General features: G+C 73.2%; 31 protein-coding genes. 12 read left to right on the forward strand and 19 right to left on the reverse strand.

What is annotated here, in order from left to right; translation table 11 throughout:
• The first annotated feature begins 79 nt into the window (after positions 1-79).
• Both def and ACJ5H2_RS10530 read left to right on the forward strand, forming a co-directional pair.
• On the forward strand, positions 80-703 hold the full coding sequence (gene def / locus ACJ5H2_RS10525) for a peptide deformylase (RefSeq protein WP_408899509.1): 624 nt from the start codon (positions 80-82) through the stop codon (positions 701-703).
• Between the two features lie 34 nt (positions 704-737).
• On the forward strand, positions 738-1,664 hold the full coding sequence (locus tag ACJ5H2_RS10530; protein WP_408899510.1) for an alpha/beta hydrolase: 927 nt from the start codon (positions 738-740) through the stop codon (positions 1,662-1,664).
• On the opposite strand, the gene ACJ5H2_RS10535 is transcribed toward ACJ5H2_RS10530, so the two are convergent.
• From ACJ5H2_RS10535 to cobA, 4 genes are all read right to left on the reverse strand, one after another.
• Positions 1,642-2,133, reverse strand: a complete 492-nt coding sequence (locus tag ACJ5H2_RS10535; RefSeq protein WP_408899511.1) for a carboxymuconolactone decarboxylase family protein — start codon at positions 2,131-2,133, stop codon at positions 1,642-1,644. The two genes, ACJ5H2_RS10530 and ACJ5H2_RS10535, sit on opposite strands and share 23 nt — an antisense overlap.
• A complete protein-coding gene (locus tag ACJ5H2_RS10540) occupies positions 2,133-3,242 on the reverse strand; it encodes a dihydrodipicolinate reductase (protein ID WP_408899512.1) in 1,110 nt (369 codons plus the stop codon). The genes ACJ5H2_RS10535 and ACJ5H2_RS10540 overlap by 1 nt, the downstream gene beginning before the upstream one ends.
• 65 nt (positions 3,243-3,307) lie before the next feature.
• On the reverse strand, positions 3,308-4,123 hold the full coding sequence (locus ACJ5H2_RS10545) for a TrmH family RNA methyltransferase (protein WP_408899513.1): 816 nt from the start codon (positions 4,121-4,123) through the stop codon (positions 3,308-3,310).
• A 7-nt stretch (positions 4,124-4,130) separates the two neighbouring features.
• On the reverse strand, positions 4,131-5,369 hold the full coding sequence (cobA, locus tag ACJ5H2_RS10550) for a uroporphyrinogen-III C-methyltransferase (protein WP_408899514.1): 1,239 nt from the start codon (positions 5,367-5,369) through the stop codon (positions 4,131-4,133).
• A 70-nt stretch (positions 5,370-5,439) separates the two neighbouring features.
• Between cobA and ACJ5H2_RS10555 the strand changes: the two genes are divergently transcribed.
• Positions 5,440-5,967, forward strand: coding sequence for a YbhB/YbcL family Raf kinase inhibitor-like protein (locus ACJ5H2_RS10555; protein ID WP_408899515.1), 528 nt, complete (start codon positions 5,440-5,442; stop codon positions 5,965-5,967).
• Positions 5,968-5,979: 12 nt separating this feature from the next.
• Here the strand turns inward: ACJ5H2_RS10555 and ACJ5H2_RS10560 are convergent, their stop codons facing one another.
• The 3 genes from ACJ5H2_RS10560 to ACJ5H2_RS10570 are packed head-to-tail and all read right to left on the reverse strand — an operon-like array spanning position 5,980 to position 8,973.
• Positions 5,980-7,131, reverse strand: coding sequence for an acyl-CoA dehydrogenase family protein (locus ACJ5H2_RS10560; RefSeq protein ID WP_408899516.1), 1,152 nt, complete (start codon positions 7,129-7,131; stop codon positions 5,980-5,982).
• A 34-nt stretch (positions 7,132-7,165) separates the two neighbouring features.
• The gene (locus ACJ5H2_RS10565) at positions 7,166-7,819 is read right to left on the reverse strand and encodes an FMN reductase (RefSeq protein ID WP_408899517.1); all 654 of its coding nucleotides are present in this window, start codon (positions 7,817-7,819) and stop codon (positions 7,166-7,168) included.
• The gene (locus ACJ5H2_RS10570) at positions 7,816-8,973 is read right to left on the reverse strand and encodes an LLM class flavin-dependent oxidoreductase (RefSeq protein WP_408899518.1); all 1,158 of its coding nucleotides are present in this window, start codon (positions 8,971-8,973) and stop codon (positions 7,816-7,818) included. Before ACJ5H2_RS10570 ends, ACJ5H2_RS10565 begins: the two co-directional genes overlap by 4 nt.
• A gap of 108 nt (positions 8,974-9,081) precedes the next feature.
• On the opposite strand from ACJ5H2_RS10570, the gene ACJ5H2_RS10575 reads away from it, so the two are divergent.
• A complete protein-coding gene (locus ACJ5H2_RS10575; RefSeq protein WP_408899519.1) occupies positions 9,082-10,041 on the forward strand; it encodes an alpha/beta hydrolase in 960 nt (319 codons plus the stop codon).
• Between the two features lie 10 nt (positions 10,042-10,051).
• Positions 10,052-10,423: a DUF4267 domain-containing protein gene (locus ACJ5H2_RS10580; RefSeq protein ID WP_408899520.1), complete on the forward strand. Its 372-nt coding sequence runs from the start codon at positions 10,052-10,054 to the stop codon at positions 10,421-10,423.
• Positions 10,424-10,439: 16 nt separating this feature from the next.
• On the opposite strand, the gene ACJ5H2_RS10585 is transcribed toward ACJ5H2_RS10580, so the two are convergent.
• From ACJ5H2_RS10585 to ACJ5H2_RS10600, 4 genes are read right to left on the reverse strand one after another with little or no spacing between them, the layout of a single operon-like run.
• On the reverse strand, positions 10,440-11,249 hold the full coding sequence (locus tag ACJ5H2_RS10585) for a sulfite exporter TauE/SafE family protein (RefSeq protein WP_408899521.1): 810 nt from the start codon (positions 11,247-11,249) through the stop codon (positions 10,440-10,442).
• Entirely contained in the window at positions 11,246-12,316 is a 1,071-nt protein-coding gene (locus tag ACJ5H2_RS10590) for an SPFH domain-containing protein (protein WP_408899522.1), read from the reverse strand. Before ACJ5H2_RS10590 ends, ACJ5H2_RS10585 begins: the two co-directional genes overlap by 4 nt.
• Positions 12,313-12,786 (reverse strand): NfeD family protein, encoded by a 474-nt coding sequence (locus ACJ5H2_RS10595; RefSeq protein WP_408899523.1) that lies wholly within the window; start codon positions 12,784-12,786, stop codon positions 12,313-12,315. Before ACJ5H2_RS10595 ends, ACJ5H2_RS10590 begins: the two co-directional genes overlap by 4 nt.
• A 29-nt stretch (positions 12,787-12,815) precedes the next feature.
• Entirely contained in the window at positions 12,816-13,613 is a 798-nt protein-coding gene (locus tag ACJ5H2_RS10600; protein WP_408899524.1) for an ABC transporter ATP-binding protein, read from the reverse strand.
• Between the two features lie 31 nt (positions 13,614-13,644).
• Between ACJ5H2_RS10600 and ACJ5H2_RS10605 the strand changes: the two genes are divergently transcribed.
• Positions 13,645-14,382, forward strand: coding sequence for a hypothetical protein (locus ACJ5H2_RS10605; RefSeq protein ID WP_408899525.1), 738 nt, complete (start codon positions 13,645-13,647; stop codon positions 14,380-14,382).
• A gap of 13 nt (positions 14,383-14,395) precedes the next feature.
• Positions 14,396-15,619, forward strand: coding sequence for a phosphoserine phosphatase SerB (gene serB, locus ACJ5H2_RS10610; RefSeq protein ID WP_408899526.1), 1,224 nt, complete (start codon positions 14,396-14,398; stop codon positions 15,617-15,619).
• On the opposite strand, the gene ACJ5H2_RS10615 is transcribed toward serB, so the two are convergent.
• On the reverse strand, positions 15,620-16,129 hold the full coding sequence (locus ACJ5H2_RS10615; RefSeq protein ID WP_408899527.1) for a SixA phosphatase family protein: 510 nt from the start codon (positions 16,127-16,129) through the stop codon (positions 15,620-15,622). It lies immediately after the preceding gene.
• A gap of 28 nt (positions 16,130-16,157) precedes the next feature.
• Between ACJ5H2_RS10615 and ACJ5H2_RS10620 the strand changes: the two genes are divergently transcribed.
• Entirely contained in the window at positions 16,158-16,832 is a 675-nt protein-coding gene (locus tag ACJ5H2_RS10620) for a TIGR02206 family membrane protein (protein WP_408899528.1), read from the forward strand.
• A 20-nt stretch (positions 16,833-16,852) separates the two neighbouring features.
• Here the strand turns inward: ACJ5H2_RS10620 and fabI are convergent, their stop codons facing one another.
• The 3 genes from fabI to ACJ5H2_RS10635 form a co-directional block, all read right to left on the reverse strand.
• A complete protein-coding gene (fabI, locus tag ACJ5H2_RS10625) occupies positions 16,853-17,635 on the reverse strand; it encodes an enoyl-ACP reductase FabI (RefSeq protein WP_408899529.1) in 783 nt (260 codons plus the stop codon).
• A gap of 1 nt (position 17,636) precedes the next feature.
• A complete protein-coding gene (locus ACJ5H2_RS10630; RefSeq protein WP_408899530.1) occupies positions 17,637-18,347 on the reverse strand; it encodes a beta-ketoacyl-ACP reductase in 711 nt (236 codons plus the stop codon).
• A gap of 93 nt (positions 18,348-18,440) precedes the next feature.
• Entirely contained in the window at positions 18,441-18,656 is a 216-nt protein-coding gene (locus ACJ5H2_RS10635; RefSeq protein ID WP_408899531.1) for a dodecin, read from the reverse strand.
• Between the two features lie 42 nt (positions 18,657-18,698).
• Between ACJ5H2_RS10635 and ACJ5H2_RS10640 the strand changes: the two genes are divergently transcribed.
• The 3 genes from ACJ5H2_RS10640 to ACJ5H2_RS10650 all read left to right on the forward strand — a co-directional run bounded on the left by ACJ5H2_RS10640 (position 18,699) and on the right by ACJ5H2_RS10650 (position 20,294).
• On the forward strand, positions 18,699-19,010 hold the full coding sequence (locus ACJ5H2_RS10640; RefSeq protein WP_408899532.1) for a DUF3099 domain-containing protein: 312 nt from the start codon (positions 18,699-18,701) through the stop codon (positions 19,008-19,010).
• Complete coding sequence (locus tag ACJ5H2_RS10645) at positions 19,000-19,200, forward strand: acetone carboxylase (RefSeq protein WP_408899533.1); 201 nt, start codon at positions 19,000-19,002, stop codon at positions 19,198-19,200. The genes ACJ5H2_RS10640 and ACJ5H2_RS10645 overlap by 11 nt, the downstream gene beginning before the upstream one ends.
• 164 nt (positions 19,201-19,364) lie before the next feature.
• Positions 19,365-20,294 (forward strand): DUF559 domain-containing protein, encoded by a 930-nt coding sequence (locus ACJ5H2_RS10650; RefSeq protein ID WP_408899534.1) that lies wholly within the window; start codon positions 19,365-19,367, stop codon positions 20,292-20,294.
• Between the two features lie 67 nt (positions 20,295-20,361).
• On the opposite strand, the gene moaA is transcribed toward ACJ5H2_RS10650, so the two are convergent.
• Positions 20,362-21,354: a GTP 3',8-cyclase MoaA gene (gene moaA, locus ACJ5H2_RS10655; RefSeq protein WP_408899535.1), complete on the reverse strand. Its 993-nt coding sequence runs from the start codon at positions 21,352-21,354 to the stop codon at positions 20,362-20,364.
• Positions 21,355-21,394: 40 nt separating this feature from the next.
• On the opposite strand from moaA, the gene ACJ5H2_RS10660 reads away from it, so the two are divergent.
• Positions 21,395-22,321 (forward strand): SURF1 family protein, encoded by a 927-nt coding sequence (locus tag ACJ5H2_RS10660; protein ID WP_408899536.1) that lies wholly within the window; start codon positions 21,395-21,397, stop codon positions 22,319-22,321.
• On the opposite strand, the gene ACJ5H2_RS10665 is transcribed toward ACJ5H2_RS10660, so the two are convergent.
• Genes ACJ5H2_RS10665 through glpK form a run of 3 tightly spaced genes read right to left on the reverse strand, consistent with a single transcriptional unit; the run spans position 22,207 to position 26,281 of the window.
• Positions 22,207-22,974 (reverse strand): SDR family oxidoreductase, encoded by a 768-nt coding sequence (locus ACJ5H2_RS10665; RefSeq protein WP_408899537.1) that lies wholly within the window; start codon positions 22,972-22,974, stop codon positions 22,207-22,209. The two genes, ACJ5H2_RS10660 and ACJ5H2_RS10665, sit on opposite strands and share 115 nt — an antisense overlap.
• On the reverse strand, positions 22,974-24,755 hold the full coding sequence (locus ACJ5H2_RS10670) for a glycerol-3-phosphate dehydrogenase/oxidase (RefSeq protein WP_408899538.1): 1,782 nt from the start codon (positions 24,753-24,755) through the stop codon (positions 22,974-22,976). The genes ACJ5H2_RS10665 and ACJ5H2_RS10670 overlap by 1 nt, the downstream gene beginning before the upstream one ends.
• Entirely contained in the window at positions 24,752-26,281 is a 1,530-nt protein-coding gene (glpK, locus tag ACJ5H2_RS10675) for a glycerol kinase GlpK (RefSeq protein ID WP_408899539.1), read from the reverse strand. The genes ACJ5H2_RS10670 and glpK overlap by 4 nt, the downstream gene beginning before the upstream one ends.

Consider the following 26,281-nt stretch of genomic DNA (forward strand, 5'->3'; position numbering starts at 1 on the left):
TACACATTGCGCTACAGGTGCCGGCCATTTCCTCGCCCCGGGTGCGGCAGGTCACAGCCGGCCTCCTAGGATCGGAGCCATGGCGCAGGGTGCAGACGACAGCTCGGACGTGCGGCGCGACGGCGCGGAGCCGGCGCTGGCGCCGTACGGCCCCCTCCCCCGCGGCGGCCGGGTCCGCCCGATGACGCGCTGGGGGACGCCGGTCATGCACCGCCCGCAGGCCCCCGTCGAGGTGTACGACGACGCGCTGCGCGCCCTCGCCGCGGACATGGTCGCCACGATGTACGCCGCCGACGGCGTGGGGCTCGCGGCCTGCCAGATCGGCGAGGACGTCGCGATGTTCGTCTTCGACTGTCCCGACGAGGAGGGCCGCCGCGTCGTGGGCGTCGTGTGCAACCCGGTCCTGGTGGAGCCGGAGGGGGTCGCCCGGCGGCTCGACGACAGCGGGGAGGGGTGCCTGTCCTATCCCGGCGCCTTCGTCGACTGCGCCCGACCGGACTACGCGGTGGTGGAGGGCACCGGGCTCGACGGCAGCCCGGTCCGCTTCGAGGGCGACGGCCTGCTCGCCAAGTGCCTGCAGCACGAGACCGACCACACCCGCGGCATCGTGTTCGGCGATCGGATCTCGGCGAAGGCCATGAAGAAGCTGCGCAAGCAGCACGACGCGGCCGCCGAGGACTACCCGCCGGAGTGGCCGACCTGATCTGGCGGGGTCCGCGGTGGGCTAGCGTCTGGCCATGCCCGTCGACCCCTCCCTGTCCGGCCTCCTCGAGGCCATCGCAGCCGGCACCCCGATGTCCGCGCTCTCCCCCGCCGATGCCCGTGCGGTGTTCCGCATGATGACGGTGGACGGACGCCCGCCCGGCACGCTGCCCGCCGTCGGCACGGTGGAGGACGACAAGGTCGCGGGTGCCGAGGGGCCCCTGGCCGCACGGGTCTACCGTCCGGAGGGCGCCGGCCCGTTCCCCACCGTGGTCCTGCTGCACGGCGGCGGATGGGTCATCGGAGACCTCGACACCCACGCCGCCATGGCACGCACGATCTGCGCGGGCGCGGAGGCGGTCGTCGTCGCGGTGGACTACCGGCTGGCTCCCGAGTCGCGCTTCCCTGCGGCAGCCGAGGACGCCATCGCCGCGGTCCGCGACGTGCGGGCCCGCCGTGAGGAGTACGGCGGCACCGACGTCGTCGCGGTCGCCGGCGACTCCGCGGGCGGCAACCTGTGCGCCGTCGCCACGCAGCACGTGCCGGGGCTCGCGGCCCAGCTGCTCGTCTACCCGGCCACCGACGTGCTCGGCGACTACGCCTCGCGGACCGAGAACGCCCACGGCTACTTCCTCGACGAGGCGACCATGGGATGGTTCATCGGGAGCTACGCCACTCCGGAGACCGACCTCCTCGACCCGCGCCTCTCCCCGCTGCGCGGTGAGCTCGCGGGACTCCCGCCCGCCGTGGTGGTCACCGCGGAGTTCGACCCGCTGCGCGACGAGGGCGTCGCGTACGCCGATGCCCTCGCCGCCGCGGGCGTCCACGTCGAGCAGACGACCTATCCGGGGCTGATCCACGGCTTCTTCGACATGGGCCCCTGGTCGCCGGCCTGCCAGGCCGCGATCGACGACACGGTCGGCCGGTTCGCGGCCCTGCTCAGCTCCGCTGGGCGTGGCTAGGCAGCACGCAGGCGGCGTCCAGGCCGAGCACCCGGTTGAGCCGGCCGAAGGCGAGCCACGAGCCCAGGCACATCGACAGCTCGACGATCTCCCGGTCGGTGTAGTGCACGCGCATGCGCTGCCAGAAGCCGTCGTCGATGCCGTGGTGGTCGAGCGCGTACCGGTCGGCGTACTCCGCCGCGAGACGGGCGCGCTCGTCGAGGTCGGGAGTGGTCCGCCAGTCCTGGACCGCCTGGTCGAAGGTCTCCTCGACCTTCGTGCCGTCCCGCTCGGTGCGCCAGTCCTGGCAGAACAGGCAGCCGTTGATCTGGGCGACCCGGAGCCGGGCCGCCTCGAACTCGCGCAGCCCGAGCGTGCTGTGCTCGTAGACGCTCATGGCCAGCGTGGCGGCAGCGGGGCCGATGCCGGGCACCAACTCCCCCCAGACGTAGCCGATCGGGTCCTTGCCGTCGGGGATCTCCAGGAACATCACGCCTCCCGGCGGCTGAGGTAGGTGCTGGGGGCGAGGGGCACGTCGAGGCCGTCGTACAGGCCGGGCGGAGCCGCGCGCAGCCAGGGGATGGCGTTGACCAGGCGGTTGGCGGCGGTCGCGTTGCCGCCGGCGGCGCGGTTGCCGCCCTCGTCGGTGGCCTCGACGTTGACCTCGATCCGCGGTCGCCCCTCCACGATGACCCGGTGGGCGCCGTCCCCGCCGTCGGGCGGCATCGGCCAGTCGTAGGCGCAGGACGCGCTGATCCGGGTGACGTGCTCGATCACGATCCGCGGCTCTCCCCCGACGATGCCCTGCACCTCGAAGCGCAGCGCGCCCTGGGTGCCGGCGCGGAAGTCGCCGAGCGCGGTCGTCACGTCGCTGTCGAGAGCCCGCCGCTCGACGGTCTCCCGCAGCTCGTCGACCTCGACGCCGAGCGCGCGGGCGATCAGGCGGACCTGGCCGCCCCAGACCATCGACGGGATGCCCGGCGCCACCATCGGCGGCTCGTAGTCCATCGGCTCCCCCATGCCGACGATTGCGCGCACCGAGTCCTCGGCGTCGTAGGTCGAGTAGTCGAAGATCTCCTGGCAGCGGATCTGGTCGACCTCCGACGCGAGACCGCTGACCAGGGCGGGCAGCAGGTCGTTGCCCCAGCCGGGGTCGATGCCGCTGACGAAGAGCGCGGCGCCCCCGTCGGCGCACGCCTTCTCGATCGGTTCGCGCAGCTCCGCCGGCGCGCTGCGGTGGTCGTAGAGCGCGTACACCGACGGCGTGACCACCACGGCCCCCACGCTCAGGGCGCGGGTGATGTCGGCGACCGCTTCGTCGGGGCGCAGCTCGCCGGAGGCGGCGTACACGACCGCTCCCCCGCCGTCGAGCGTCGCCAGGGCCGCCGCGGCGTCGTCGGTCGCGGCGACGCCCAGCGTCCGGTCCAGGCCCGCCAGGTCGCCGGCGTCGCGACCGACCTTCGCGGGGTCGCTCACCACGACGGCCGCCAGACTCAGCCCGGGGTGCGCCGCGACCGCGCGCAGCGACGCGCGCCCCATGTTGCCCGTCCCCCAGACGAGCACGGGGACCGACGGGTAGAACGTGTTCTCATCCACCATGGGGGGAGGGTAGGCGCCCCGGGCCCGTCGCGGTAGTGCGACAGCGTGTCCGATCTGGTGAGGGCTCAGCGACGGGCGGTGACGTAGCAGGCCACGGCCGTCGCCGCCGCCACGTTGAGTGAGTCGACGCCGTGCTCGATCGTGCGCGCCATCGGGATGATCGCCCGCCGGTCGGCGGCCTGCTCCCAGCGCGCCGACAGCCCGTGTCCCTCCGAGCCGAGCACGAGCGCGACCTTCTCCTCGCCCGCGACGGCATCCTCGATGGGTACGGCGTCCGGCGCGAGCGTCAGCGCGACGGTGGTGAAGCCCCGCCGGCTCAGGTCCGTCAGGGCGTCGTGCCAGTCCGGCAGCCGGGTCCACGGCAGGGCGAAGACGGCGCCCATCGCGACCTTGATCGCGCGCCGGTAGAGCGGGTCCGCGCACCGCGGGGCGAGCAGCACGGCGTCGAAGCCGAGCGCCGCGCCCGAGCGCAGGATGGCGCCGACGTTGGTGTGGTCGACGATGTCCTCCAGCACGAGCACCGACCGGGCGCCGGCGAGGACGTCGTCCAGGGCGGGCAGCGGCCGCCGTTGGAGCGAGGCCAGCGCGCCACGGTGGACGTGGAAGCCGGTCACCTTCTCGGCGAGCGCCTCGGAGAGGACGTAGCAGGGGGCGTCCGAGCGGTCCAGCACGTCGGCGAGCCCGTCCAGCCAGCGCGGCGCCATCAGGAAGGAGCGCGGGGCGAAGCCGGCCTCCACCGCTCGACGCACGACCTTCTCGCCCTCGGCCAGGAAGAGCCCGTGCTCGGCCTCGAGATGCTTGCGCAGCTCGACGTCGCGCAGGTCGCGGTAGTCGCCGAGCCGCGGGTCGGCGGCGTCGGTGATGTCGACGAGCTCGGCCATCGCCCGCTCAGCCCGGGAAGGCGTCCGGGTGCGCCACGGCGACGACGTCGCCGACGACGATGATCGCCGGGGGCTTCACGCCCTCCGCGACCAGGCGCTCCTCGAGGGTCCCGAGGGTGGCGAGGACCGTTCGCTGCGTGGGCATCGTGCCGTCGCACACGACGGCGACGGGCGTGGACTCCGGCCGTCCGCCTGCGACGAGCGCCTTCGCGATGTGCGGGGCGTTCTCCACGCCCATCATCACCACGACCGTCCCCTGCATCCGGCCCAGCGCGTCGTAGTTGACCAGGGACTCCGGATGGCCCGGCGGCAGGTGGCCGGAGACGACCGTGAACTCGTGGGTGACCCCGCGGTGCGTGACCGGGATGCCCGCGATGCCCGGCACGGAGACGGGCGAGGTCAGGCCGGGGATCACGGTGACGGGCACGCCGGCGGCGCGGCAGGCGATGATCTCCTCGAAGCCGCGCCCGAACACGAAGTTGTCGCCGCCCTTGAAGCGCACGACCCGCTTCCCGGAGAGCGCGCGCTCCACGATGATCCGGTTGATCTCCTCCTGCTGGGCCGAGCGCCCGCGCGGGAGCTTCGCGACGTCGACGAGCTCGACGTCGCTGGGCAGGTCGCCGAGCAGCTCGCGGGGAGCCAGCCGGTCCGCCACGACCACGTCGGCCGCCATCAGTGCCTTGCGCCCGGCGATCGAGATCAGCTCGGGGTCGCCCGGACCGCCGCCCACGAGGGTGACGCCGGGGGTCCGCTCCGGCGTGGACGCGCGGTGGTGCGGCGCCGCGATGGTGCCGTCCCGCAGCCCGGCGACGATCTCGTCCCGGACCGAGGCGGAGCGCCGCGGGTCGCGGTTGCCGACCACCGCCACGGTGATCCCGGCCTCGCGGCCGATCGCGGGCGTCCACGCCGTGGCGAGGGTCGCGTCGTCGGAGCGGACGCAGAACACCCGCTGCTCCTCGCACAGTCGCGACACGCGGTCGTTGACGGCGCGGTCGTCGGTCACCGCGATCACGTACCAGGCGCCGTCGAGGTCGGCGTCGGCGAAGGCCCGCTGGTGCCAGGTGATCTCGCCGGACCCGACGAGCCCCTCGATCGCCGGGGTGACCTGCGGCGAGACGACGTGGACGTCGGCCCCGACGGCGATCAGCTGCGGCACCCGGCGCTGGGCCACGTGGCCGCCGCCGACGACGAGCACGCGGCGCCCGGCGAGGCGCAGACCGGACGGGTACGGCGGGAAGTCGCTCACGGCCCCATTCTCCCGACAGTCCGCCCGAGGTCGTTGGCCCGGGCCAACCACCGGACTACCTTCGGGTGACATGAGTCTCGATCGCCCGGTCAGCCCGGACCCGTACCCGCTCCTGCCCGCCGCCGCGTCCTTCGCGGTGACCAGCGCCGACGTCACCGACGGCCAGCCGCTCAAGGACGACCAGGTCCACGCGCTCGGCAACACCTCGCCACAGCTGACGTGGGAGCCGGGCCCGGAGGGCACCCAGAGCTACGTGGTCACCTGCTTCGACCCCGACGCGCCGATCCCCAGCGGGTTCTGGCACTGGGTCGTCGTCGACATCCCGGCAGACGTGACGAGCCTCGACACCGGTGCCGGGTCGTCCGACGCCAGCCTGCCCGCGGGCGCCTTCCACGTCCGCAACGACTTCGGTACGCCGGACTTCGCCGGCGCCGCGCCGCCCGAGGGCGACCAGGTGCACCGCTACTTCTTCGTGGTGCACGCGGTGAAGGAGCCGACGCTCGGCGTCGACTCCTCCGCCACGCCCGCCGTCGTCGGCTTCAACCTGGCCTTCAAGACCCTCGGCCGCGCGATCCTCACCGGCACCTACCGGCATTGAGCCCTTCGGGGGCTACAGCCCCATGCTCTTGGCGATGATCAGCTTCATCACCTCGGACGTGCCGCCGTAGATCCGGGTGACCCGGGTGTCGGCGTACAGCCGGGCGATCGGGTACTCATTCATGTACCCGTAGCCGCCGTGCAGCTGCAGGCACCGGTCGATGACCCGGCCCGCGACCTCGGTGCAGAACAGCTTGGCCGAGGCGGCGTCCACGGCGGACAGCTCACCGGCGTCGTGCGCCTCGAGCGCCCGGTCGCAGACGGCCTGCGCGGCGTCGACCTCGGCCTGGCAGGCGGCCAGCTCGAACTTGGTGTTCTGGAACGACGCCACCGGCGCGCCGAAGACCTTGCGCTCCTCGACATAGGCCTGGGTGAACCGGACCGCCGCGGCGGCCTGCGCGTAGGCGCCGTACGCGATGCCGAGACGCTCCTGCGGGAGGTTCTGGCCCAGATAGGAGAAGCCCTCGTTCTCCTCGCCGAGCAGGTCGCTCACGGGGACCCTGACGTCGGTGAACGACAGCTCGGCCGTGTCGGAGGTGCGCAGGCCGAGCTTGTCGAGCTTGCGGCCGACGGCCCAGCCCTCCGACGTCGTGTCGACGCAGAGCAGCGAGATGCCGAAGCGCCGGTTGCTCTCCAGGGGCGGCGAGGTGCGGGCGCACACGATGACGCGGTCGGCGAGGACGCCGCCGGTGATGAAGGTCTTGGCACCGTTGAGGACGTAGTGGTCGCCGTCGCGCTTCGCCGTGGTCTGCATGCCGGCCAGGTCGGAGCCGGTGCCGGGCTCGGTCATCGCGATCGCCCACATCTCGGTGCCGGCGACGAAGCCCGGCATCCAGCGCTTGAGCTGCTCGGGCGTGCCGAGCTTGAGCAGGTACGGCAGGCAGAGCTCCACGTGCACCCCGGACCCGCCCAGGTTCACCCCGGCGCGGGCGCACTCCTCGGTGAGGATCGCGGAGAACTTGAACGAGTGGATCCCCGCGCCGCCGTACTCCTCCGGCACCTCGATCCCGAACACGCCCAGCTCGCCGAGCTTGGTGTAGAGCTCGCGCGAGACCTGGCCCGCGTCGTACCACTCCTGGTAGTTCGGCACGACCTCCGTCTCCAGGAAGGCGCGGATGGTCCGGCGGTAGTCCTCGTGGTCCTCGTTGAACACTGTGCGGCGCATGGGCTCATGCTGCCACCGGCGTCAACGACCGTCCTCAGCGGACCGACCTGCCGCCCGCCTCGCGCAGCAGCTGCTCGAACGGGGTCGGGGCGGCGAGCTCGTCGTCGACGGTACGACGCCGGGGGGCGCCGTCCGCCGCGGCCGGGGCGGCTCCGAGGAGGGCGGCCAGCTCGCCGGCCGCCCGCTCGACCCGCTTGTCCAGGGAGCCGTCGTCCGTCGCGCCGAAGTCCTCGCTCGCCGCGAAGACGCCCGTCGGCACGACGACCGCGTGCAGGTAGGCGAACAGCGGACGCAGCGCGTGGTCGAGGACCAGGCTGTGCCGGGCGGTCCCGGCGGTCGCCGCGATGACGACCGGCTTGCCGTCGAGCATGCCGTTCTCGAGGACGTCGAAGAAGGTCTTGAACAGGCCCGAGTACGACGCCGAGAAGACCGGCGTGACGACCGCGAGCGCGTCGGCGTGCCGGACCGCGGCGATCGCCTGCGCCAGCTCGCCGGTCGCGAAGCCCGTCAGCAGGTGGTCGGCGAGCGCGTGGGCGAGCGGGCGCAGCTCGACGTGCTGGACGTCGACGGCCTGCCCCCGGGCGCCGACCGCCCGCTCGACGGCGTCGCCGAGCTTGTCGGCGAGCAGCCGGGTCGAGGACGGGACCGAGAGCCCCGCCGAGATGACGACGATCCGTCGGCTGGTCATGACTGGACCTCCTCCTCGATGTCCCCGGCGCGGTCGGTCGTGCCGGTCATGGTGTCCGCCGCGTGCACGGTCGCGTCCTTCGCCCCGCCGGCGGCGGCCACGAGGGAGGCGTGGGTGGGGGCATCCGGGACCGACGCCGGACGGCCCTCCGCGAAGCCCTTGCGCATCTCCGGCAGGATCTCGCCGAGCAGGTCGAGCTGCTCGAGCACGGTCTTGAGCGGAAGCCCGGCGTGGTCGACCAGGAAGAGCTGGCGCTGGTAGTGCCCGGCGTACTCGCGGAACGAGAGGGTGCGCTCCAGCACCTGCTGGGGGGAGCCGACGGTGAGCGGGGTGTGCTCGCTGAAGTCCTCCAGCGACGGGCCGTGGCCGTAGACCGGGGCGTTGTCGAAGTACGGGCGGAACTCCCGCACGGCGTCCTGGCTGTTGGGCCTTATGAAGAACTGCCCGCCCAGCCCGACGATGGCCTGCTCGGCCGTGCCGTGGCCGTAGTGCTCGAAGCGCTCGCGGTACAGGCGCACCATCTGCTCGGTGTGCGACTTCGGCCAGAAGATGTGGTTGTGGAAGAAGCCGTCGCCGTAGTACGCCGCCTGCTCGGCGATCTCGGGGCTGCGGATCGAGCCGTGCCATACGAAGGGCGCGACGCCGTCGAGCGGGCGCGGGGTGGAGGTGTAGCCCTGCAGCGGCGTGCGGAAGCGCCCCTCCCAGTCGACCACGTCCTCGCTCCAGAGCCGGCGCAGCAGCGCGTAGTTCTCGATCGCGAGGTTGATGCCCTGGCGGATGTCCTTGCCGAACCAGGGATAGACCGGTCCGGTGTTGCCGCGGCCCATCATCAGGTCGTTGCGACCGTCCGTGAGGTGCTGCAGCTTGGCGTAGTCCTCCGCGATGAGCACGGGGTCGGTGGTCGTGATCAGCGTCGTGGCGGTGGAGAGGATGATCCGCTCGGTCTGTGCGCCGATGTAGGCCAAGGTGGCGGTGGGGTTGGACGCGATGAAGGGCGGGTTGTGGTGCTCCCCCGTCGCGAAGACGTCGAGGCCGATCTCCTCGGCCTTCTTCGCGATGGCGACGGTGGCCTTGATCCGCTCGTGCTCCGAGGGGGTGTGGCCGGTGGTCGGGTCGGTGGTGACGTCGCCGACGGTGAAGATCCCGATCTGCATGGTCCGCTCCTGGTGGGTCCGGGTGTGTCACCCGCTGCAACAGATGACATGTCAACCATATTCCCTTCCGCCGTCCGCGCGCAGCCGGGGTCTCCCTAGAATCTGGCCGTGGGCGACGCGACGACCGAGGACATCCTGGGCGCTCCCTGGGAGGCGGAGACGATCCCGCTCGAGGACGACTTCGAGGGCGAGTGCGTGGCGACGCTGGTCCGCCGACGCACCGCCGAGCCGACGGCGTACGCCACCTTGCACGTCCACGGCTTCTCCGACTACTTCTTCCACGCGGCGTACGGCGAGTGGTGGCTCGAGCGCGGACACAGCATGTACGGCCTCGACCTGCGCAAGTACGGCCGCTCGCTGCGCCCCCACCAGTCCGCGACCTATGTCGCCGACCTCGCGGAGTACTTCGCCGAGCTCGACGCCGCCTGGGAGCGGATCACCGTGCGCGACGGCCACCGGGAGGTGGTCCTGTCGGGCCACTCGACCGGCGGCCTGGTGGTCGCCCTGTGGGCCGACGCGCGCCGGCCCCCGGAGCTCGTCGGGCTGCTCCTGAACTCCCCCTGGCTCGACCTCCAGGGCAGGCCCTGGATGCGCTCCCCCGTCGCGAACCTGGTGATCGACCGGGCCGGCCGGCGCCGGCCGCTGCGCGAGCTGAGGCGCGAGGTCAACGGCTACTACGGCCGGAGCCTGCACCGCGACCACGATGGCGAGTGGGACTTCGACCTCACCTGGAAGCCCGTCGACTCCTTCCCCGTCCGCCTCGGCTGGCTGCGTGCCGTGCGGCAGGGGCACGCCCGGGTCCAGGCCGGGCTCGACGTGCCGGCGCCGGTGCTCGTGCTCTCCTCCGACCGCTCCGGGCGCCCGACCGGCATGGACGAGGAGGTCTTCTCCACCGACATCGTCCTCGACGTCGAGCAGATCCGCCGCTGGTCGGTCGCGCTCGGCCGGCACGTCACCTACGCCGCCGTACCGGGTGCCGTGCACGACGTCGTCCTGTCCCGCGGCGGACCGCGAGCCCGCGCGTACGACGAGATCGACCGCTGGCTGCGGGCCTACGTGCGGCACTAGGGTCGGCGCCATGGACCCCGTGACCGGACTCTCCCTGGGCCGCATCGTCATCGGTGTGGGCGCCCTGGCCGCTCCCTCGACCACCGCGCGCGTGTTCGGGCTCGACCCCGAGGCCAACCCCCAGCTCGCCTACATGGGCCGGATGTTCGGCGCCCGCGAGGTCGCCCTCGGTGCGCTGACGCTCGCCTCCCGCGGCCCGCTGCGCCGCAACCTGACCGCGGTCGGCGTGGCGGTCGACGGAGCCGACCTCGCCAACGGCCTGATCGAGCTGACCCGGAGCAATGTCACCAAGGTCGCGAGCGGGCTGCTGGTCGGCGCCGCCGCCGGCGCCGTGGGCTCGGGCGTCCTGGCCCTCGCGCGCGGGCGCGGTCAGGGCCGCTAGCAGCCAGGCCGGCGCCTCAGACGACCAGCGCCACCACGGCGACCAGGCCGACCACGACGATCGCCGAGCGCAGGGCGAGCGGCGGGAGCCGGCGGCCCACCGACGCCCCGAGCATGCCGCCGACCACGGCGCCGACGGCGATGAGGAGCACCAGCAGCCAGTCGACCTCCGCCTCGGCGCCGAGCAGGCCGAGCTCGGCGACGAGGACGAAGACGAGCCCCGCCAGGGCGTTGACGAACGCCACCAGCACGTTCTTCACGCCGTTGAGGCGCTGGAGGCCCTCGGCGACGCCGATGCCCAGCACGCCCATGAGGAGCACGCCCTGGGCGGCGCCGAAGTAGCCGCCGTACACGCCCGTGGCGAAGACCGCGAGGGGCACCCACCGGGACCGCTCGCGGTTCGGCGTCCCGGCCTCCGCCCGGCCGGCGGCCTGGCGCTCGGCACGGGCCGCGACGGCGCGGGACAGGCGCGGCTGGAGGATCACCAGGGCGACTCCGAGCAGGATGAGGACCGGCACCACGGCCTCGAACGCGCCGGGAGGCAGGACCAGCAGCAGCACCGCGCCGAGCACGCCGCCGGTCGACGAGAACGCCAGCAGTCGCAGCACCCGGGCACGCTGGCCGGCGAGCTCGCGCCGATAGCCGACGGCACCGGCGACCGAGCCCGGCACCAGGCCCAGGCTGTTGGACATGTTCGCGGTCACGGGCGGCACGCCGATGGCGAGCAGCGTGGGGAACGTGATCAGGGTGCCCGAGCCGACGACCGCGTTGATCGTGCCGGCCCCGACGCCGGCCAGCAGGACGGCGACGGCCTCGAGGAGGGTCACTCCGCGGCGGGGTCCGCCGGAGGCGCGGGCGGGCCGGGACGGGCGGCGCTCTCGGCCTCGGCGATCGCCTCCTGGACGGCCGCGCTCGTGCTGGTCGCCGGGGCGACCGGCTCGCTGGGACCCATGTCGACGCGCTTCGCCGGACCCGGGCTGGTCTTCGGGATGCCGGCCACCTCGTGGATGGCCGAGCCGAGTCCCTCCAGGGCCTTGGTGATCTCCGAGGGGATCACCCACACCTTGTTGGCGTCGCCCTCGGCGATGCGCGGCATCATCTGCAGGTACTGGTAGGCCAGCAGCGACTGGTCGGGCCGGCCGTCGTGGATCGCCTGGAAGACGGTCTGGATCGCCTGGCCCTCACCCTGGGCGCGCAGGATCTGCGCCTCCCGCTCGGCCTGGGCGCGCAGGATCTGCGACTCGCGCTCACCCTCGGCGTTGAGGATCGCGGACTGCTTGTTGCCCTCCGCGGTGAGGATCGCCGACTGCCGCTGGCCCTCCGCCGACAGGACGAGCGCGCGCTTGTCGCGCTCGGCGCGCATCTGCTTCTCCATGGCGTCCTTGATGGAGGGAGGCGGGTCGATGCCCTTGATCTCCACGCGCTTGACCTTGATGCCCCAGCGGCCGGTCGTCTCGTCCAGGACGGCGGAGAGGCCGCTGTTGATCGACTCGCGGCTGGTCAGGGTCTGCTCGAGGTCCATGCCGCCGACGACGTTGCGCAGCGTGGTCATCGTCAGCTGCTCGATGGCCTGGATGTAGTTGGAGATCTCGTAGGTCGCCGCGATCGGGTCGGTCACCTGGAAGTAGATGACCGTGTCGATGTCGACGGTGAGGTTGTCCTCGGTGATCGCGGCCTGCGGCGGGAAGCTCACGACCTGCTCGCGCAGGTCGATGATGTAGCGCACCTTGTCGATGAACGGCACCACGAAGTTGAGGCCGGCCGGGAGCGTCTCCTTGTACTTCCCGAAGCGCTCGACGATGCCGGTGTAGGCCTGCGGGATCACCCGGATCGACTTCGCGACGACGGTGATCACCAGCAGGAGCAGCAGGACGAGCAGGACCAGGACGGTCATCGGAGCTCCTCGGGTCGGGGTTCGGACACGGGACGGACGTGGGCGGTGGCACCGGTGATCGAGACGACCTCGACCGTCACGCCGACGGCGATGACGGACTCCGGCGGCTCGGCGACGGCGAGCCAGGACTCCCCGCCGATCTTGACCCGACCGGGCCGGTGCTCGGAGACGGGCTCGGTGACGATGCCGCGGCTGCCGACCAGGCTTGCCGGTCCCAGGACGAGGTCCGGGCCGCCGTGGATCCGGCGTACGAGCGGCGGGCGGACGGCGCCGAGGAGCAGCACAGCGGTCGCGGAGGCGACGAGGACCTGGACGACGACGCTGTCGGTCACCAGCGCGGTCAGCACGCCCGCCACCGCGCCGCCGGCGAGCATGAGCAGGAAGAGGTCGAGGCTCAGCAGCTCGGCCAGAGCCAGCACGATCGCCGTGCCCAGCCAGGCCTCCCAGAGATGGTCCCGGAGCCAGTCCATGGCCGAACTCTAGTTGAGAGCCCTCGCTGCTAGCCGCGGTGGTGCTGCTTGCGCCGGGCGGCGTAGCGCCCGTCGTGGTGCTCGAGCACGAGCGGCATCCCGAAGGTCGCCGACAGTGCCTCGGGCGTGAGCGTCTCCGCGAGCGGGCCCTGGGCGACCACCTTGCCGCCGCGCAGCATCAGCACGTGGGTGAAGCCCGGCGGGATCTCCTCCACGTGGTGCGAGACCAGCACCGTCGCCGGCGAGAGCGGGTCGTAGGCCAGCACCGACAGGGTGGAGACCAGGTCCTCCCGGCCGCCGAGGTCCAGTCCCGCGGCGGGCTCGTCGAGCAGGAGCAGCTCGGGGTCGGTCATCAGGGCGCGGGCGATCTGCACCCGCTTGCGCTCGCCCTCGCTGAGGGTGCCGTAGGTGCGGTCCGCGAGCGCGGCGACGCCGACCTCGCGCAGCAGGGCGTCGGCGCGGTCGTGGTCGACCGTGTCGTACTCCTCGCGCCAGCGCCCGAGGACGGCGTACGACGCCGTGAGGACGAGGTCGCGCACCGTCTCGTTGCGCGGGATCTGCTCGGCGACCGCGGCGCTCGAGACGCCGATGCGCGGCCGCAGCTCGAAGACGTCGACCGTGCCGAGCAGCTCCCCGAGCAGGCCGACCGCGCCGGACGTCGGGTGCAGCTGGGCGGCCGCGATCTGCATCAGCGTGGTCTTCCCGGCGCCGTTGGCGCCCAGCAGGACCCAGCGCTCTCCCTCCCGGACGACCCAGCTGATGCCGTCGAGCAGGGTCGCCTGGCCACGTCGTACGGTCACCTCGGCGAGCTCCAGCACGGCGGACATGCGCTCCACCCTAACCAGTAGTCTGCGACCGGTGAGCGCACTCCCCGTATCCGCCCGGCTGGCGTGGTGGGGCACTGCCTGGCTGCGGGGCGGGGTCGGTCCCGACGACGTGCTCGACGCCGTCCACGGCGACGACGTCGCCCATGTGGTGACCTCCGCGGACGGCCCGTCCTCGCTGCTTCTCGAGCTCGCCGCCGCGCGCAACCGGGGAGCCGACGGCGCTGCCGCGGCCTTCCCCGCGCCCGGCGACCCGGCGGGGCTGCGCGGCCCGCGGGAGCTCACCAGCGCCGCGATCGAGGCCGGTGAGGTGGTGCTCCTCCCGGGGGCCGGCCTGGTCCCCCGCCGGGTCGGGCGGGCCGTGGAGTGGACGGTGCTGCCCGCCGAGCGACGCCCTCCCCCGGACCTCGGCGACGCCGACCGCCAGCTGCGGGCCGCCGTGCTGCACGCGGCGAACGCCCTCGCGGACCTCGACGCGGCGCGGTGGCAGCCGCTCGTCGCCGACGAGCTCCACGACCTGCGCACGGGCGTGCCCCTCCATGCTCCGCCGGGCACGCCCGCGCGCTGCCTGGACCTCGCGGGCCGGGCCCTGCACCTGGAGGCCGTCGTGGAGCTCGCCCTCGGCGACGACGGTGGCGCGGTCTCCGCGAGCGAGGCCGCCGCCCGCAGAGCCCTGCTGGAGCCGCTCGAGCGGGCGGCGCGGCACGCGCTGACGGCGGCGTGCTCGCCCGACGGCTGGCCACCGCCCGCCGCGGCGGCCGGGCACCGGTAGCCTGCACCCCGCGATGAGCACACAGTTTCCAGCGGACGACACCCTCCTGATCACCGTCACCGGCACCGACCGGCCCGGCGTCACCTCCGCGGTGCTGGAGAGCCTCGCGGGGTCCGGGGTGAGCGTGGTGGACCTCGAGCAGATCCTGATGCGCGGGCGGCTCGTGCTCGGCGTACTGGTGACGGCGCCGCGGGACCGCAAGAAGCTCCAGCGTCGCCTGGAGGCCAGCGTCGAGGCGCTCGGCATGAGCGTCGAGGTCGAGAAGGGCTCGGGTGACAACCGCTCCCGGCACCGCGACCGCGCCCACGTCACCGTCCTCGGCGCGCCGCTGAAGGCCTCGGCGATGGCGGCGATCGCCGGCCGGATCGCCGACTGCGGCGGCAACATCGACCGGATCGAGCGGATGGCGCGCTATCCCGTCACCGCGATCGAGCTCGACGTCTCCGGCGCCCGCCCCGACCGGCTCCGCCAGCTGCTCGCGGCCGACGCGGCCGCGCACGGGATCGACGTCGCCGTGCAGCCGGCGAACCTGCTGCGCCACGGCGTCCGCCTGATCGTGATGGACGTGGACTCCACGCTCATCCAGGGCGAGGTGATCGAGATGCTCGCCGAGCACGCCGGCTTCGGGCCGGAGGTCGCCGACGTCACCGAGAGGGCGATGCGGGGCGAGCTGGACTTCGAGGAGTCGCTGCGGGCCCGGGTCAAGCTGCTGGCCGGGCTGGACGCGTCCGTGCTGGACGAGGTGTACGACGCCATCGTGGTCAACCCCGGCGCCCGGACCCTCGTCCGCACGCTGCGCCGGCTCGGCTACCGGTTCGCGATCGTCTCGGGTGGCTTCAGCCAGATCACCGACCGGCTCGCCGCCGACCTCGGCATCCACCGGGCGCGGGCCAACACCCTGGAGATCGTCGACGGCCGGCTGACCGGGGAGCTCGTGGGCCCGGTCGTGGACCGTGCCGGGAAGGCACAGGCGCTGCGGGAGTTCGCCGCCGACCTCGGCATCCCCGAGGACGCCACGATCGCGATCGGCGACGGCGCCAACGACCTCGACATGCTCGACGCGGCCGGCCTCGGGATCGCCTACAACGCGCGGGCCGTCGTACGGGAGGCCGCGGACACGGCCCTCAACGTCCCCTATCTCGACGCGATCATGTACCTGCTCGGCATCACCCGCGAGGAGGTCGAGGCGGCCGACGCCGCAGCCGGCATCGTGACGCCGGCTCCGCCGCTGGGCTGATCAGGCCCGGCCGACGTGGTAGGCCTGCAGCCGGCAGCCCATCGCCGCGGTGTCCGGCCAGCCGCCCTCCACCGTGAAGACCGCGGCGGCGGCGGTCGGGAAGGTCCCGAGCGCGACGGAGCCCGACGCCGGTCCCTCCCCGTCGTCGAGGAGCTGCACGAGCATGGCCATCGTCGGGTTGTGACCGACGACCAGGACCGTGGTCGCGTCCTGCGGCGTGGTGCGAACGAGCTCGAGCACGCCCTCCTCGTCGGTGCCGTAGAGGCCGCCGTCGACCTGCGGCGCGAGCTCCCACCCGGCGCCCTCGGCGAGGGTGGTCCAGGTCTCGCGGGTGCGCGCGGCGTACGAGACGTAGGCGACGTCCGGGACGATGCCCTGCTCGCCCAACCACCGGCCCAGCGCGTCCGCGTCGGCCCGTCCGCGGGCGCTGAGCACGCGCTCGACGTCGGAGGGGGCGAGCTGCTCGGCCTGGGCATGACGCACCACGACCAGCAGCCGTTGCTTCTCCACGACGCCATCGTAGGGGAGGCTGGGAGGCGTGGAGCAGTACGGCACGACCCACCTGGTGCCGCTGGCGCTGTTCGTCGGCGGCCTGGTCCTCGCCGTGGTCCTCGGCCGCCGGCACGCGGCGTACGACGGCCCCACCGCGCTCAGCCGGACCTGGGCGGTCCTCATCCCCGTCGCGACGGTGCCCTTCCAGGTCGTGGACCTCATGTTCAACTTCGAGCTCGGGGTGACGCTGCCCCTGCACCTGTGCGATCTCGCGTGGGTCGCGGCCACCTGGGCGCTGTGGACGCACCGTCCGTTCCCGGTCGCGCTCACCTTCTTCTGGGGGCTGACCCTCACCGTCCAGGGGGTGCTGACGCCCTCACTGAACGAGGACCTGCCCCACCCGCGCTACTTCGCGTTCTGGGCGCTGCACCTGCTGATCGTGCTGGCGGCGGTCTACCTCGTGGCCGGGCTGCGCCTGGTCCCGCGCTGGCGCGACTACGGGGCGGCGGTGCTGACCACGCTCGCGTGGGCCGCGGCGACGTACGCCTTCAACCTGGTCGCCGACACCAACTACGGCTACCTGATGCGCAAGCCGGGACGCTCGATCCTCGACCTCCTCGGACCATGGCCCTGGTACGTCGTCCAGGAGATCGCGATCGTGCTGGCGGCGTGGGCGCTGATGACCGCCGCGGCGCAGCGCTGGCTGCGCCGCGGCGGCTGAGCCGGTCCGCTGGCGGGAGGTCAGGCGCCCATCGCGTGGAAGCCGCCGTCGACGTGGACGATCTCACCGGTGGTGGCGGGGAACAGGTCCGAGAGCAGCGCGCAGACGGCCTTCGCCGTGGGCTCCTGGTCGGTGTTGTCCCAGCCGAGCGGCGACTTGGTGGACCACATCGACTCGAGGTCCTCGAAGCCCGGGATGGCCTTGGCCGCGAGGGTGCGCAGCGGGCCGGCCGAGACCAGGTTGACGCGGATCCCGTCGCCACCGAGGTCGCGGGCGAGATAGCGGGCGCAGGACTCGAGGCCGGCCTTCGCGACACCCATCCAGTCGTAGACCGGCCAGGCGACGCTCGCGTCGAAGGTGAGGCCGACCACGGATCCGCCCCGGCCCATCAGCGGCCGGCAGGCGACCGCGAGCGACTTGAGGGAGTACGCCGAGACCTGGACGGCCTGGGCGACGTCCTCCCACGGGCCGTCGAGGAACTTCCCGCCCAGGAGGGTCTCGGGGTTGCCGTAGGCGATCGAGTGCACGACCCCGTCGAGGACCGCGTCCGGGCCGAGGGCGGCGCGGACCGCGTCCGGCAGGGCGGCCAGGTGCTCGGCGTCGGTCACGTCGAGCTCGATGACCTCGGGCAGCTCGGGCAGCCGCTTGACGATGCGGCGGGTGATCCGCAGCGCCTGGCCGAAGTTGGAGACGAGCACGGTGGCGCCTTGCTCCTGCGCGAACTTCGCCACCGCGAAGCCGATCGAGGTGTCGAGCGTGACGCCTGCGACGAGGACGTTCTTGCCAGCGAGGATTCCGGTCATGTCAGTGCCCCATTCCGAGTCCGCCGTCGACGGGGATCACCGCGCCGGTCACGTACGCCGCCTGCGGGCTCGCCAGCCACAGCACCGCGCCTGCGATCTCGTGCGGCTCGGCGTACCGGCCCAGGGGGACCTGGTTGCGGATCCCCTCCTTCTGCTCGTCGCTGAGCACCGCGGTCATGTCGGTGTCGACGTACCCGGGAGCCACGACGTTGGCCGTGATCGAGCGCGGTCCGAGCTCGCGGGCCAGCGAGCGCGCCATGCCGACGAGGCCGGCCTTGGAGGCGGCGTAGTTGACCTGGCCGGGCGAGCCGAGGAGGCCCACGACGCTGGAGATGAGGATGATCCGGCCCGAGCGCTGGCGCAGCATGCCCTTCGCGGCTCGCTTGGCCAGCCGGAAGGAGGCGGTGAGGTTGGTGTCGATGACCGAGGACCAGTCGTCCTCGGACATCCGCAGCAGCAGGGTGTCCTTGGTGATGCCGGCGTTGGCGACGAGCACCTCGACGGGCCCGTGCGCCTCCTCCGCGGCCGCGAACGCGGCCTCGACGGCCGCGGGGTCGGTGATGTCGGCCTTGAGCTCGAGGGCGCCCTCGGGCGCACCTCCGCTGCGGGTCGTGACGGCGACCTGGTCGCCCGCGGCGAGGAAGGCCTCGGCGATGGCGCGGCCGATGCCGCGGTTGCCGCCGGTGACGAGGACGGAACGTGGTTGGCTCACGCTCTGTGACGCTAGTGCCGCCGGGCGGGTGCGCTCGTGGGCGCCGGTCACCAAGATCGCGGGCCCTCGTTGTAGGACCCCGACAAAGGAGACCTACTCGTCGTCCTCCAGGCGGAAGCCGATCTTCATGGTGACCTGGAAGTGCTCGACCGCGCCGTCCTTGATCTGGCCGCGGACCTGGGTGACCTCGAACCAGTCGAGATGGCGCAGGGTCTGCCCGGCGCGCTGGACGCCGTTGTGGATCGCCTGGTCGATGCCCTCCGGGGAGGTGCCGACGATCTCGGAGACGCGGTAGGTGCGGTTCGACATGCCCGCAGCCTACTCGCGCGGGGACCGGCGTACGCTGAGGGCATGGACGCCATCCGGATCACCACGGCCGGCTCCAGCCCCCAGGACGATCTCGCTCGGCGCCAGCGCAAGTACGTCGTCGCGATGTCGATCCGGACCCTGTGCTTCGTCGGTGCGGCGATCAGCGGCGCGGCCGGGATCCACTGGCTGTGGCCGATCCTCATCGCGGGCGCGATCGTGCTCCCGTACGTCGCCGTGGTGATGGCGAACGCCGAGGACAGCCGCGCCACCGCCCTCCCCCTCACCGGCGGCGGCGACGCCCAGCGCCAGCTCGGCCAGGGTGGTCCGGACGGGCGGGACCAGCATGGAGGCTGAGGTCGACGCGGCGATCTGCTCCGCGCGCGGCTGCCGCGAGCCCGCGACCTGGCAGCTGCTGTGGAACAACCCCAAGCTCCACACCCCCGAGCGCCGCAAGACCTGGCTGGCCTGCCCCGCCCACCGCGACTCCCTCGAGTCCTTCCTCGGCGCCCGCGGGTTCCTCAAGGAGACCGTCCCGCACCGTTGAGTCGTCGGTTCTGACCCCTTGACTCGTCGGTTCTGACCCCTCGAGCCGTCACTTTGGTCGTCCGAGCGTCCCCTCGTTGTCCCCAGTACGACGAACCGCGGCCCTCGTCCACAGATCCCGCGGCGCGAGGGGCGGGCACCACCCGTTCCGGCGAACGTCGACCCATGGATATCGCCGACTTCCCGAGTGTCCCCTTCCACATCCGGGACGCCGAGACACACGGCCTCACCCGCTCGCGGGTCAGGCACGGGGTCGCCGCCGGCCTGCTCGTTGCGGTGGGCAGCGGGGTCTACCGCCGGGTCGACGCCCCCGACTCCGTCGAGCTGCGCGTCCTCGCCCTGCGCTGCTCGGTCGCGGCCGACCAGGTGGTCGTCGACCGTACGGCGGCCTGGCTGCACGGCGTGGATGCCTACGCGCTCCGCGATGACGGCGTACCACCGCCGATCGAGACCTGCTCGCTGCGCGGCCACCGGGCGACCCGGCGCCGCGAGCTGGACTCCCGCGAGCGCGACCTCCTGCCGGAGGAGGTCGCCGACCTCGACGGTCTGCGCGTGACGACCCCGCTGCGCACCGCACTCGACCTCGGCTGCCACCTGCGCCGTCGCGAGGCCTTCGCCGCGATGTGTCTGCTCGCCGGGCTCCACGGCCTCACTGCCTCCGACCTGGTGCGCGAGCTGCGCCGCTTCCGGCGGCGGCGCGCCGTCATCCAGTGCCGCGAGCTCGCCTCCCTCGTCGAGCCGCGCGTCGAGTCCCACCGCGAGGCGTGGGTCCTGCTCGAGATCCACGACCAGGGTCTCCCCCGGCCCGAGCCGCAGTGGTGGGTCGAGATCGACGGCGTGCCGACCTACCGGCTCGACTTCGCCTATCCGTCCGTCCGCGTCTGTGTCGAGTACGACGGCGCGGAGTTCCACACGCTGACCGAGTCCCAGCGCCAGCATGACGCCGAGCGCCGTCGCTGGCTGCGGGAGAACGGGTGGACGGTGATCGTCGTACGGCGCGGTGACTTCACGGGCCGGGCGCTGGACCGCTGGGTCGGGCGGCTGGAGCGGGCCCTCGGGTCGTCGTACACGAATCGTCGGTGGGCGAAGTGGTGAGGCCATCGGTCAGAACCGACGACTCGACGGGTCAGAACCGACGACTCGACGGGTCAGAACCGACGACTCAACCCCCGATGGCGGACATGGGGCGGTCGGGCTGGAGGAAGGTGGGGTCGTCGATGCCGTGGCCGGGGAGCTTGCCCCACATGGCGGCGCGCCAGCGCTCCGCGAGCTCGTCGTCGGTCGCGCCGGCGCGTAGGGCGGTGCGCAGGTCGGACTCGTCGCGTGCGAAGAGGCAGTTGCGGACCTGGCCGTCGGCGGTGAGGCGCACCCGGTCGCAGTCGCCGCAGAAGGGGCGGGTGACCGAGGCGATGATGCCGACGGTGGCGGGTCCGCCGTCGACGAGGAAGAGCTCGGCGGGGGCGCTGCCGCGCGGCTCGGCGGCCGGCTCGAGGCGGTACGCCGCGGAGAGCGAGGCGAGGATGTCGTCGGCGGTCACCATCGCGTCGCGGTCCCAGCCGTGCTGGGCGTCGAGTGGCATCTGCTCGATGAAGCGCAGCTGGTAGCCCCGCTCCAGGCACCACGCCAGGAGCTCGGGCGCCTGGTCGTCGTTGACGCCGCGCAGCAGCACGGCGTTGACCTTGACCGGGCCCAGGCCCGCGGCCTCCGCGGCGGCCAGCCCCTCGACGACGTCGGCGAACCGGTCGCGCCGGGTGATGGCGTGGAAGGTGTCGCTGCGCACGGTGTCGAGGCTGACGTTGGCGCGGTCGAGCCCGGCCTCGGCGAGTGCGTGGGCGGTGCGGGCCAGGCCGAGCGCGTTGGTCGTGATCGACATCTCGACGTCGGCGTCCAGGGCGCGCACCTGGCGCACGATGTCGACCAGGCCGCGGCGCACGAGCGGCTCACCGCCCGTGAACCGGACCTCGCGTACGCCGAGCCGCTGGACCGCGACGCCGATCAGCCGGACCACCTCGGCGTCGGTCAGCTGGTCGTCGGCCGGCAGCCAGTCGAGCCCCTCCGGCGGCATGCAGTAGGTGCAGCGCAGGTTGCAGCGGTCGGTGAGCGAGACCCGCAGGTCCGTCGCGGTCCGTCCGTGCTGGTCGAGGAGAGGCTGCACCCGACCAGCATAGGCCGGGGGCCGTGGCTACCGTTGTCCCGTGCGCTCCTGGCTGTCCTCCTGGCGATTCCTGCTCAGCCGCCGCTGGCTGCTCTTCTTCCTCGCCGTCATCATCGTCGGCTGGGCGACCTGGTGGCTGGGCGAGTGGCAGTTCGGCCGGCTCGAGGACCGCAAGGAGCGCAACGCCGTGGTCCGTGCCAACGAGAGCCGCACCCCCGCCGACGTGGGCGAGGTCCTCTCCCCCGGCCGCGCCGTGCGCGAGGACGACGAGTGGCGCCTGGTCACCGCGACGGGCGAGTACGACCGCGACGACACCGTGGTGGTCCGCTACCGCACCCGCAACGGCTACCCGGGCGTCGAGGTCGTCGTGCCGCTCGTCACCACCAGCGGTACGACGCTCCTGGTGGACCGCGGCTGGTTCGGCACCGACGACCCGAGGATCGGCGCCGACGAGCTTCCCGCGCCACCGGCCGGCGAGGTGACCGTGACCGGGTGGGTCCGTGCCGACGGCACCGGCGGGAGCACGGACGTGGACGACCACTCCACCCGTGCCATCGCGAGCGGGCCGATCGGCGAGGCCATCGGCCGAGAGGTCTACACCGGCTTCGTGGCGCTCAAGAGCGAGTCGCCGAAGCCGGCCGAGGAGCTCGCGCCCGTCGAGCTGCCGGAGCTCGACGAGGGCCCGCACTTCTTCTACGGCCTGCAGTGGTGGTTCTTCGGTGTCCTCGCGCTCGGCGGCTTCGCCTATCTCGCCTGGGACGAGCGCCGGCTCGGGCCGCGCGGCGAGCGCCCGGCCCGCCCGCGCCGCTCGGGCGGGCCGTTCTCCCGTCAGAGCTCCCGTCAGAGCTCCCGTCAGAGCGCACGGAGCAGGCCGCCGTCGACCGGCAGCATCGCGCCCGAGAGGTACGACGCCGCGGGCGAGAGCACGAACGCCGCCACCCGCCCGAACTCCTCCGGGCGGCCGTAGCGCCGCAGCGGGATCTGCGCCGACGCCGCGGCCCGCGCCGCCTCCGGGTCGCCGCCGGCCGCGTCGAGCTCGGCGACCCGCTCCGTCGCGATCCGGCCCGGCAGCAGGCCGTTGACCCGGATCCCCCGCGGGCCGAGCTCGTCGGCGAGGGTCTTGGCCGCCATCGCCAGGCCCGGCCGCAGGCCGTTGGAGATCGCCAGGTCGAGGATGGGCTGGCGCACGCTGCTGGACAGGACGAACGCGATCGCACTGCCCTCCCCCAGGACCGTTGCGACCTCGCGCGCGAGGCGGACCGCGCCCAGGAAGACCGACCCGAACGCCGCGGTCCACTGGTCGTCGGTCATCTCGGTGATCCGTCCCGCCGGCGGACCGCCGACGCTGACCAGGACGCCGTCCACGCGACCCCACGCCTCCTGCGCCGCGGCGACGAGAGCGGCGGGCGTGCCGGGGTCGGCGTTGTCGGCGACGACCCCGCGCGCCCGGTCGGGTCGAAGCGCGTCGAGCGCGTCGACCGTGGCGCGCACCGACTCCTCCGAGCGGCCCGACACCACGACCCGGGCGCCGTCGCTCACCAGCGCCTCGGCGCTCGCCCGCCCGAGCCCCCGGGTGGCCCCGGTGAGCAGGTAGACGCGGTCCTCGAGCTGCAGGTCCATCAGGTCGCCTCCATCGTGTCGGTCTCGGTCTCGGTGTCGGCCGTCCCGTTCTCCGCCGTCCGGGAGACCGGTACGACGTCCGGCGCGCCCTTGCGCGCCGCGTCGGCCGTGTGGTCGTCGGGCTGGCGCTGGCTCTCGCGCTCGGCCTCCACGCGCTTGAGGTAGTGCTGCAGCTCCCGGGTGTGCTGGTCGGAGTCCCAGTGGAGGTGCCCGCGGACCAGGTCGGCGACGTACGGTGCTGCGGCGACGCCCCGGTCGAAGGTCTCGAAGGACACCCGCAGCCGCCGGGTCAGGATGTCGTCGAGATGGCGCGCACCCTCGTGCGTGACGGCGTAGACGGCCTCCGCCATCAGGTAGTCCTCGGCGCCGGGCAGCGGCTCGCCGAGGGCCGGCTCGGCGGCGATCAGATCGAGCACCTCCAGCACCAGCGAGCCGTAGCGCTCCAGCAGATGCTCCACCCGGTTGATGGCGAGCCCCGACTGGGCGGCCAGCGCGCGGCGCTGGTTCCACAGCGCCTGGTAGCCGTCGGCGCCGACGAGCGGCACGTGCTCGGTCACGCACGCGCCCGCCGTGCGACCCAGCACGGTCTCGAGCCCGTGGACGGCCTCGTCGACGGCGTCGGCGGCCATCACCCGGTAGGTCGTGTACTTCCCGCCGGCCACCACCACGAGGCCGGGGACGCTGTGGGCGACGGCGTGCTCGCGGGAGAGCTGGGACGTCGCCTCCGACTCGCCGGCGAGCAGCGGTCGCAGACCGGCGTACACCCCCTCGACGTCGTCGCGGGTCAGCGGCACCTCCAGCACCCGGTTGACGTGCTCGAGCAGGTAGTCGATGTCGCTGCTGCTGGCGGCCGGGTGGTCCTTGGAGAGCGCCCAGTCGGTATCGGTGGTCCCGATGATCCAGTGCCGCTTCCACGGGATCACGAAGAGCACCGACTTCTCGGTGCGCAGGATCAGGCCGGTCTCGCCGCGGATCCGGTCGCGCGGCACCACCAGGTGGATGCCCTTGCTCGCGCGGACCTTGAACTGGCCGCGCTCGCGCGCCATCGCCTGGGTCTCGTCGGTCCAGACGCCGGTGGCGTTGATGACCTGCGAGGCGCGGATCTCGAAGCGGTGGCCGGTCTCGAGGTCGACCACCTCCGCGCCCACGACGCGCTCGCTCTCCTTGACCAGTCCGACGACGCGGGTGCGGGATGCGACCGCGGCGCCGTACGTCGCTGCGGTGCGCGCCAGGAACAGGGTGTGCCGCGCGTCGTCGACCTGCGCGTCGTAGTAGCGGATGGCGCCGACGAGAGCGTCCTTGCGCAGCGACGGGAACGCCTTGCGAGCGCCCCGGCGGGTCAGGTGCCGGTGGACCGGTACGCCGTCGCCGTACCCGCTCGCCTTGGACAGCGCGTCGTACATCGCGACCCCGGTGCCGGCGTACCAGCGCTCCCAGGCCAGCCCGGTGAGCGGGTAGAGGAAGGGCACCGGCCGGACCAGGTGGGGGGCCAGGCGCTGCATCAGCAGGCCGCGCTCCTTGAGCGCCTCGGCGACGAGCCGGAAGTCGAGCATCTCCAGGTAGCGGAGCCCGCCGTGGACGAGCTTCGAGCTGCGGCTGGACGTGCCGGAGGCGAAGTCGCGCGCCTCGACCAGGCCGACGGACAGCCCGCGGGTGGCGGCGTCGAGGGCCGCGCCGGCGCCGACGACGCCGCCGCCGATGACCAGGACGTCGAGCTGCTGCGTGGCGAGCCGCCTGAGCGCGGCGCTGCGCGCGCGGGGGGACAGCGGCGCGGCCCTCATCGGGCCCCCACCTCGACCCAGTCCAGGGTCCGCGCGACGGCCTTCTTCCACTGCGCGTAGCCCGCCTCGCGGCGCTCCTCGTCCCAGTGCGGCTCCCAGCGGGTGTCCTCGCGCCAGTTCTCCCGCAGCTCGTCGGTGTCGCGCCAGTAGCCGACCGCGAGGCCGGCGGCGTACGCCGCGCCGAGCGCCGTCGTCTCCGGCACCACGGGCCGCGACACCGGTACGCCGAGCACGTCCGCCTGGATCTGCATGCACAGGCTGTTCATCGTGACGCCGCCGTCGACGCGGAGCACCTCGAGCTCCACGCCGGAGTCGGCGCACATGGCCTCGACGACGTCGCGCGACTGGTAGCAGATCGCCTCCAGCGTCGCCCGCGCGACGTGGGCATTGGTGTTGTACCGGGACAGCCCGACGATCGCGCCGCGAGCATCGGAGCGCCAGTACGGGGCGAAGAGCCCGGAGAAGGCGGGCACGAAGTAGACCCCGCCGTTGTCCTCGACCTGTCCCGCCAGCGACTCGGACTCGGCGGCCCCGCTGATGATGCCCAGCTGGTCGCGCAGCCACTGCACGGCGGAGCCGGTCACCGCGATCGACCCCTCCAGGGCGTAGACGCAGGGCTGGTCGCCGAGCTGGTAGGCAGGGGTGGTGAGCAGCCCGGCCTTCGACCGGACGATCTCGGTGCCGGTGTTGAGGAGCATGAAGTTGCCGGTGCCGTAGGTGTTCTTGGCCTCGCCGGGCGCGAAGCAGACCTGTCCGACCGTGGCCGCCTGCTGGTCGCCGAGGATGCCGGTGATCGGCACCTCTCCGGCGAAGGGGCCGCGGGGGCGGGTCACGCCGTACGGGGTGGTGGCCGAGGACTCCCGGATCTGCGGCAGCATCGCCCGCGGGACACCGAAGAAGCCGAGCAGCTCGTCGTCCCAGTCGAGCGTCTCCAGGTCCATCAGCATGGTCCGGCCGGCGTTCGTGACGTCGGTGACGTGGACTCCCCCGTCGGGCCCGCCGGTCAGGTTCCACAGCACCCAGGTGTCGGGCGTCCCGAAGAGTGCGTCCCCCCGCTCGGCCGCGGCCCGCAGGCCGTCGACCTCCTGGAGCAGCCACTGCAGCTTGCCGCCGGAGAAGTACGTCGCCGGCGGCAGCCCGGCGCGGTGGCGGATCACGTCGCCGCGACCGTCGCGGTCGAGCGCCGCGGCGATCGCGTCGGTGCGGGTGTCCTGCCAGACGATCGCGTTCGCCAGGGGCCGGCCGGTCCTGCGGTCCCACACGATCGTGGTCTCCCGCTGGTTGGTGATGCCGATCGCCGCGAGGTCCTCGACGCCCAGCCGCGCCTTGCCCAGCGCGGTCTGCACGACCGCGGAGGTCCGCTCCCAGATCTCGACCGGGTTGTGCTCGACCCAGCCCGCCCGGGGCAGCACCTGAGTGTGCTCGAGCTGGTGCCGGGCGATCTCGGCGCCGCTGTGGTCGAACACCATGAAGCGGGTGCTCGTCGTGCCCTGGTCGATCGCCCCCACGAAGCGTGCCTCAGCCAT

Origin of the sequence: Nocardioides pymetrozini, from assembly GCF_046058985.1 — a bacterium.
Lineage (GTDB): Bacteria > Actinomycetota > Actinomycetes > Propionibacteriales > Nocardioidaceae > Nocardioides.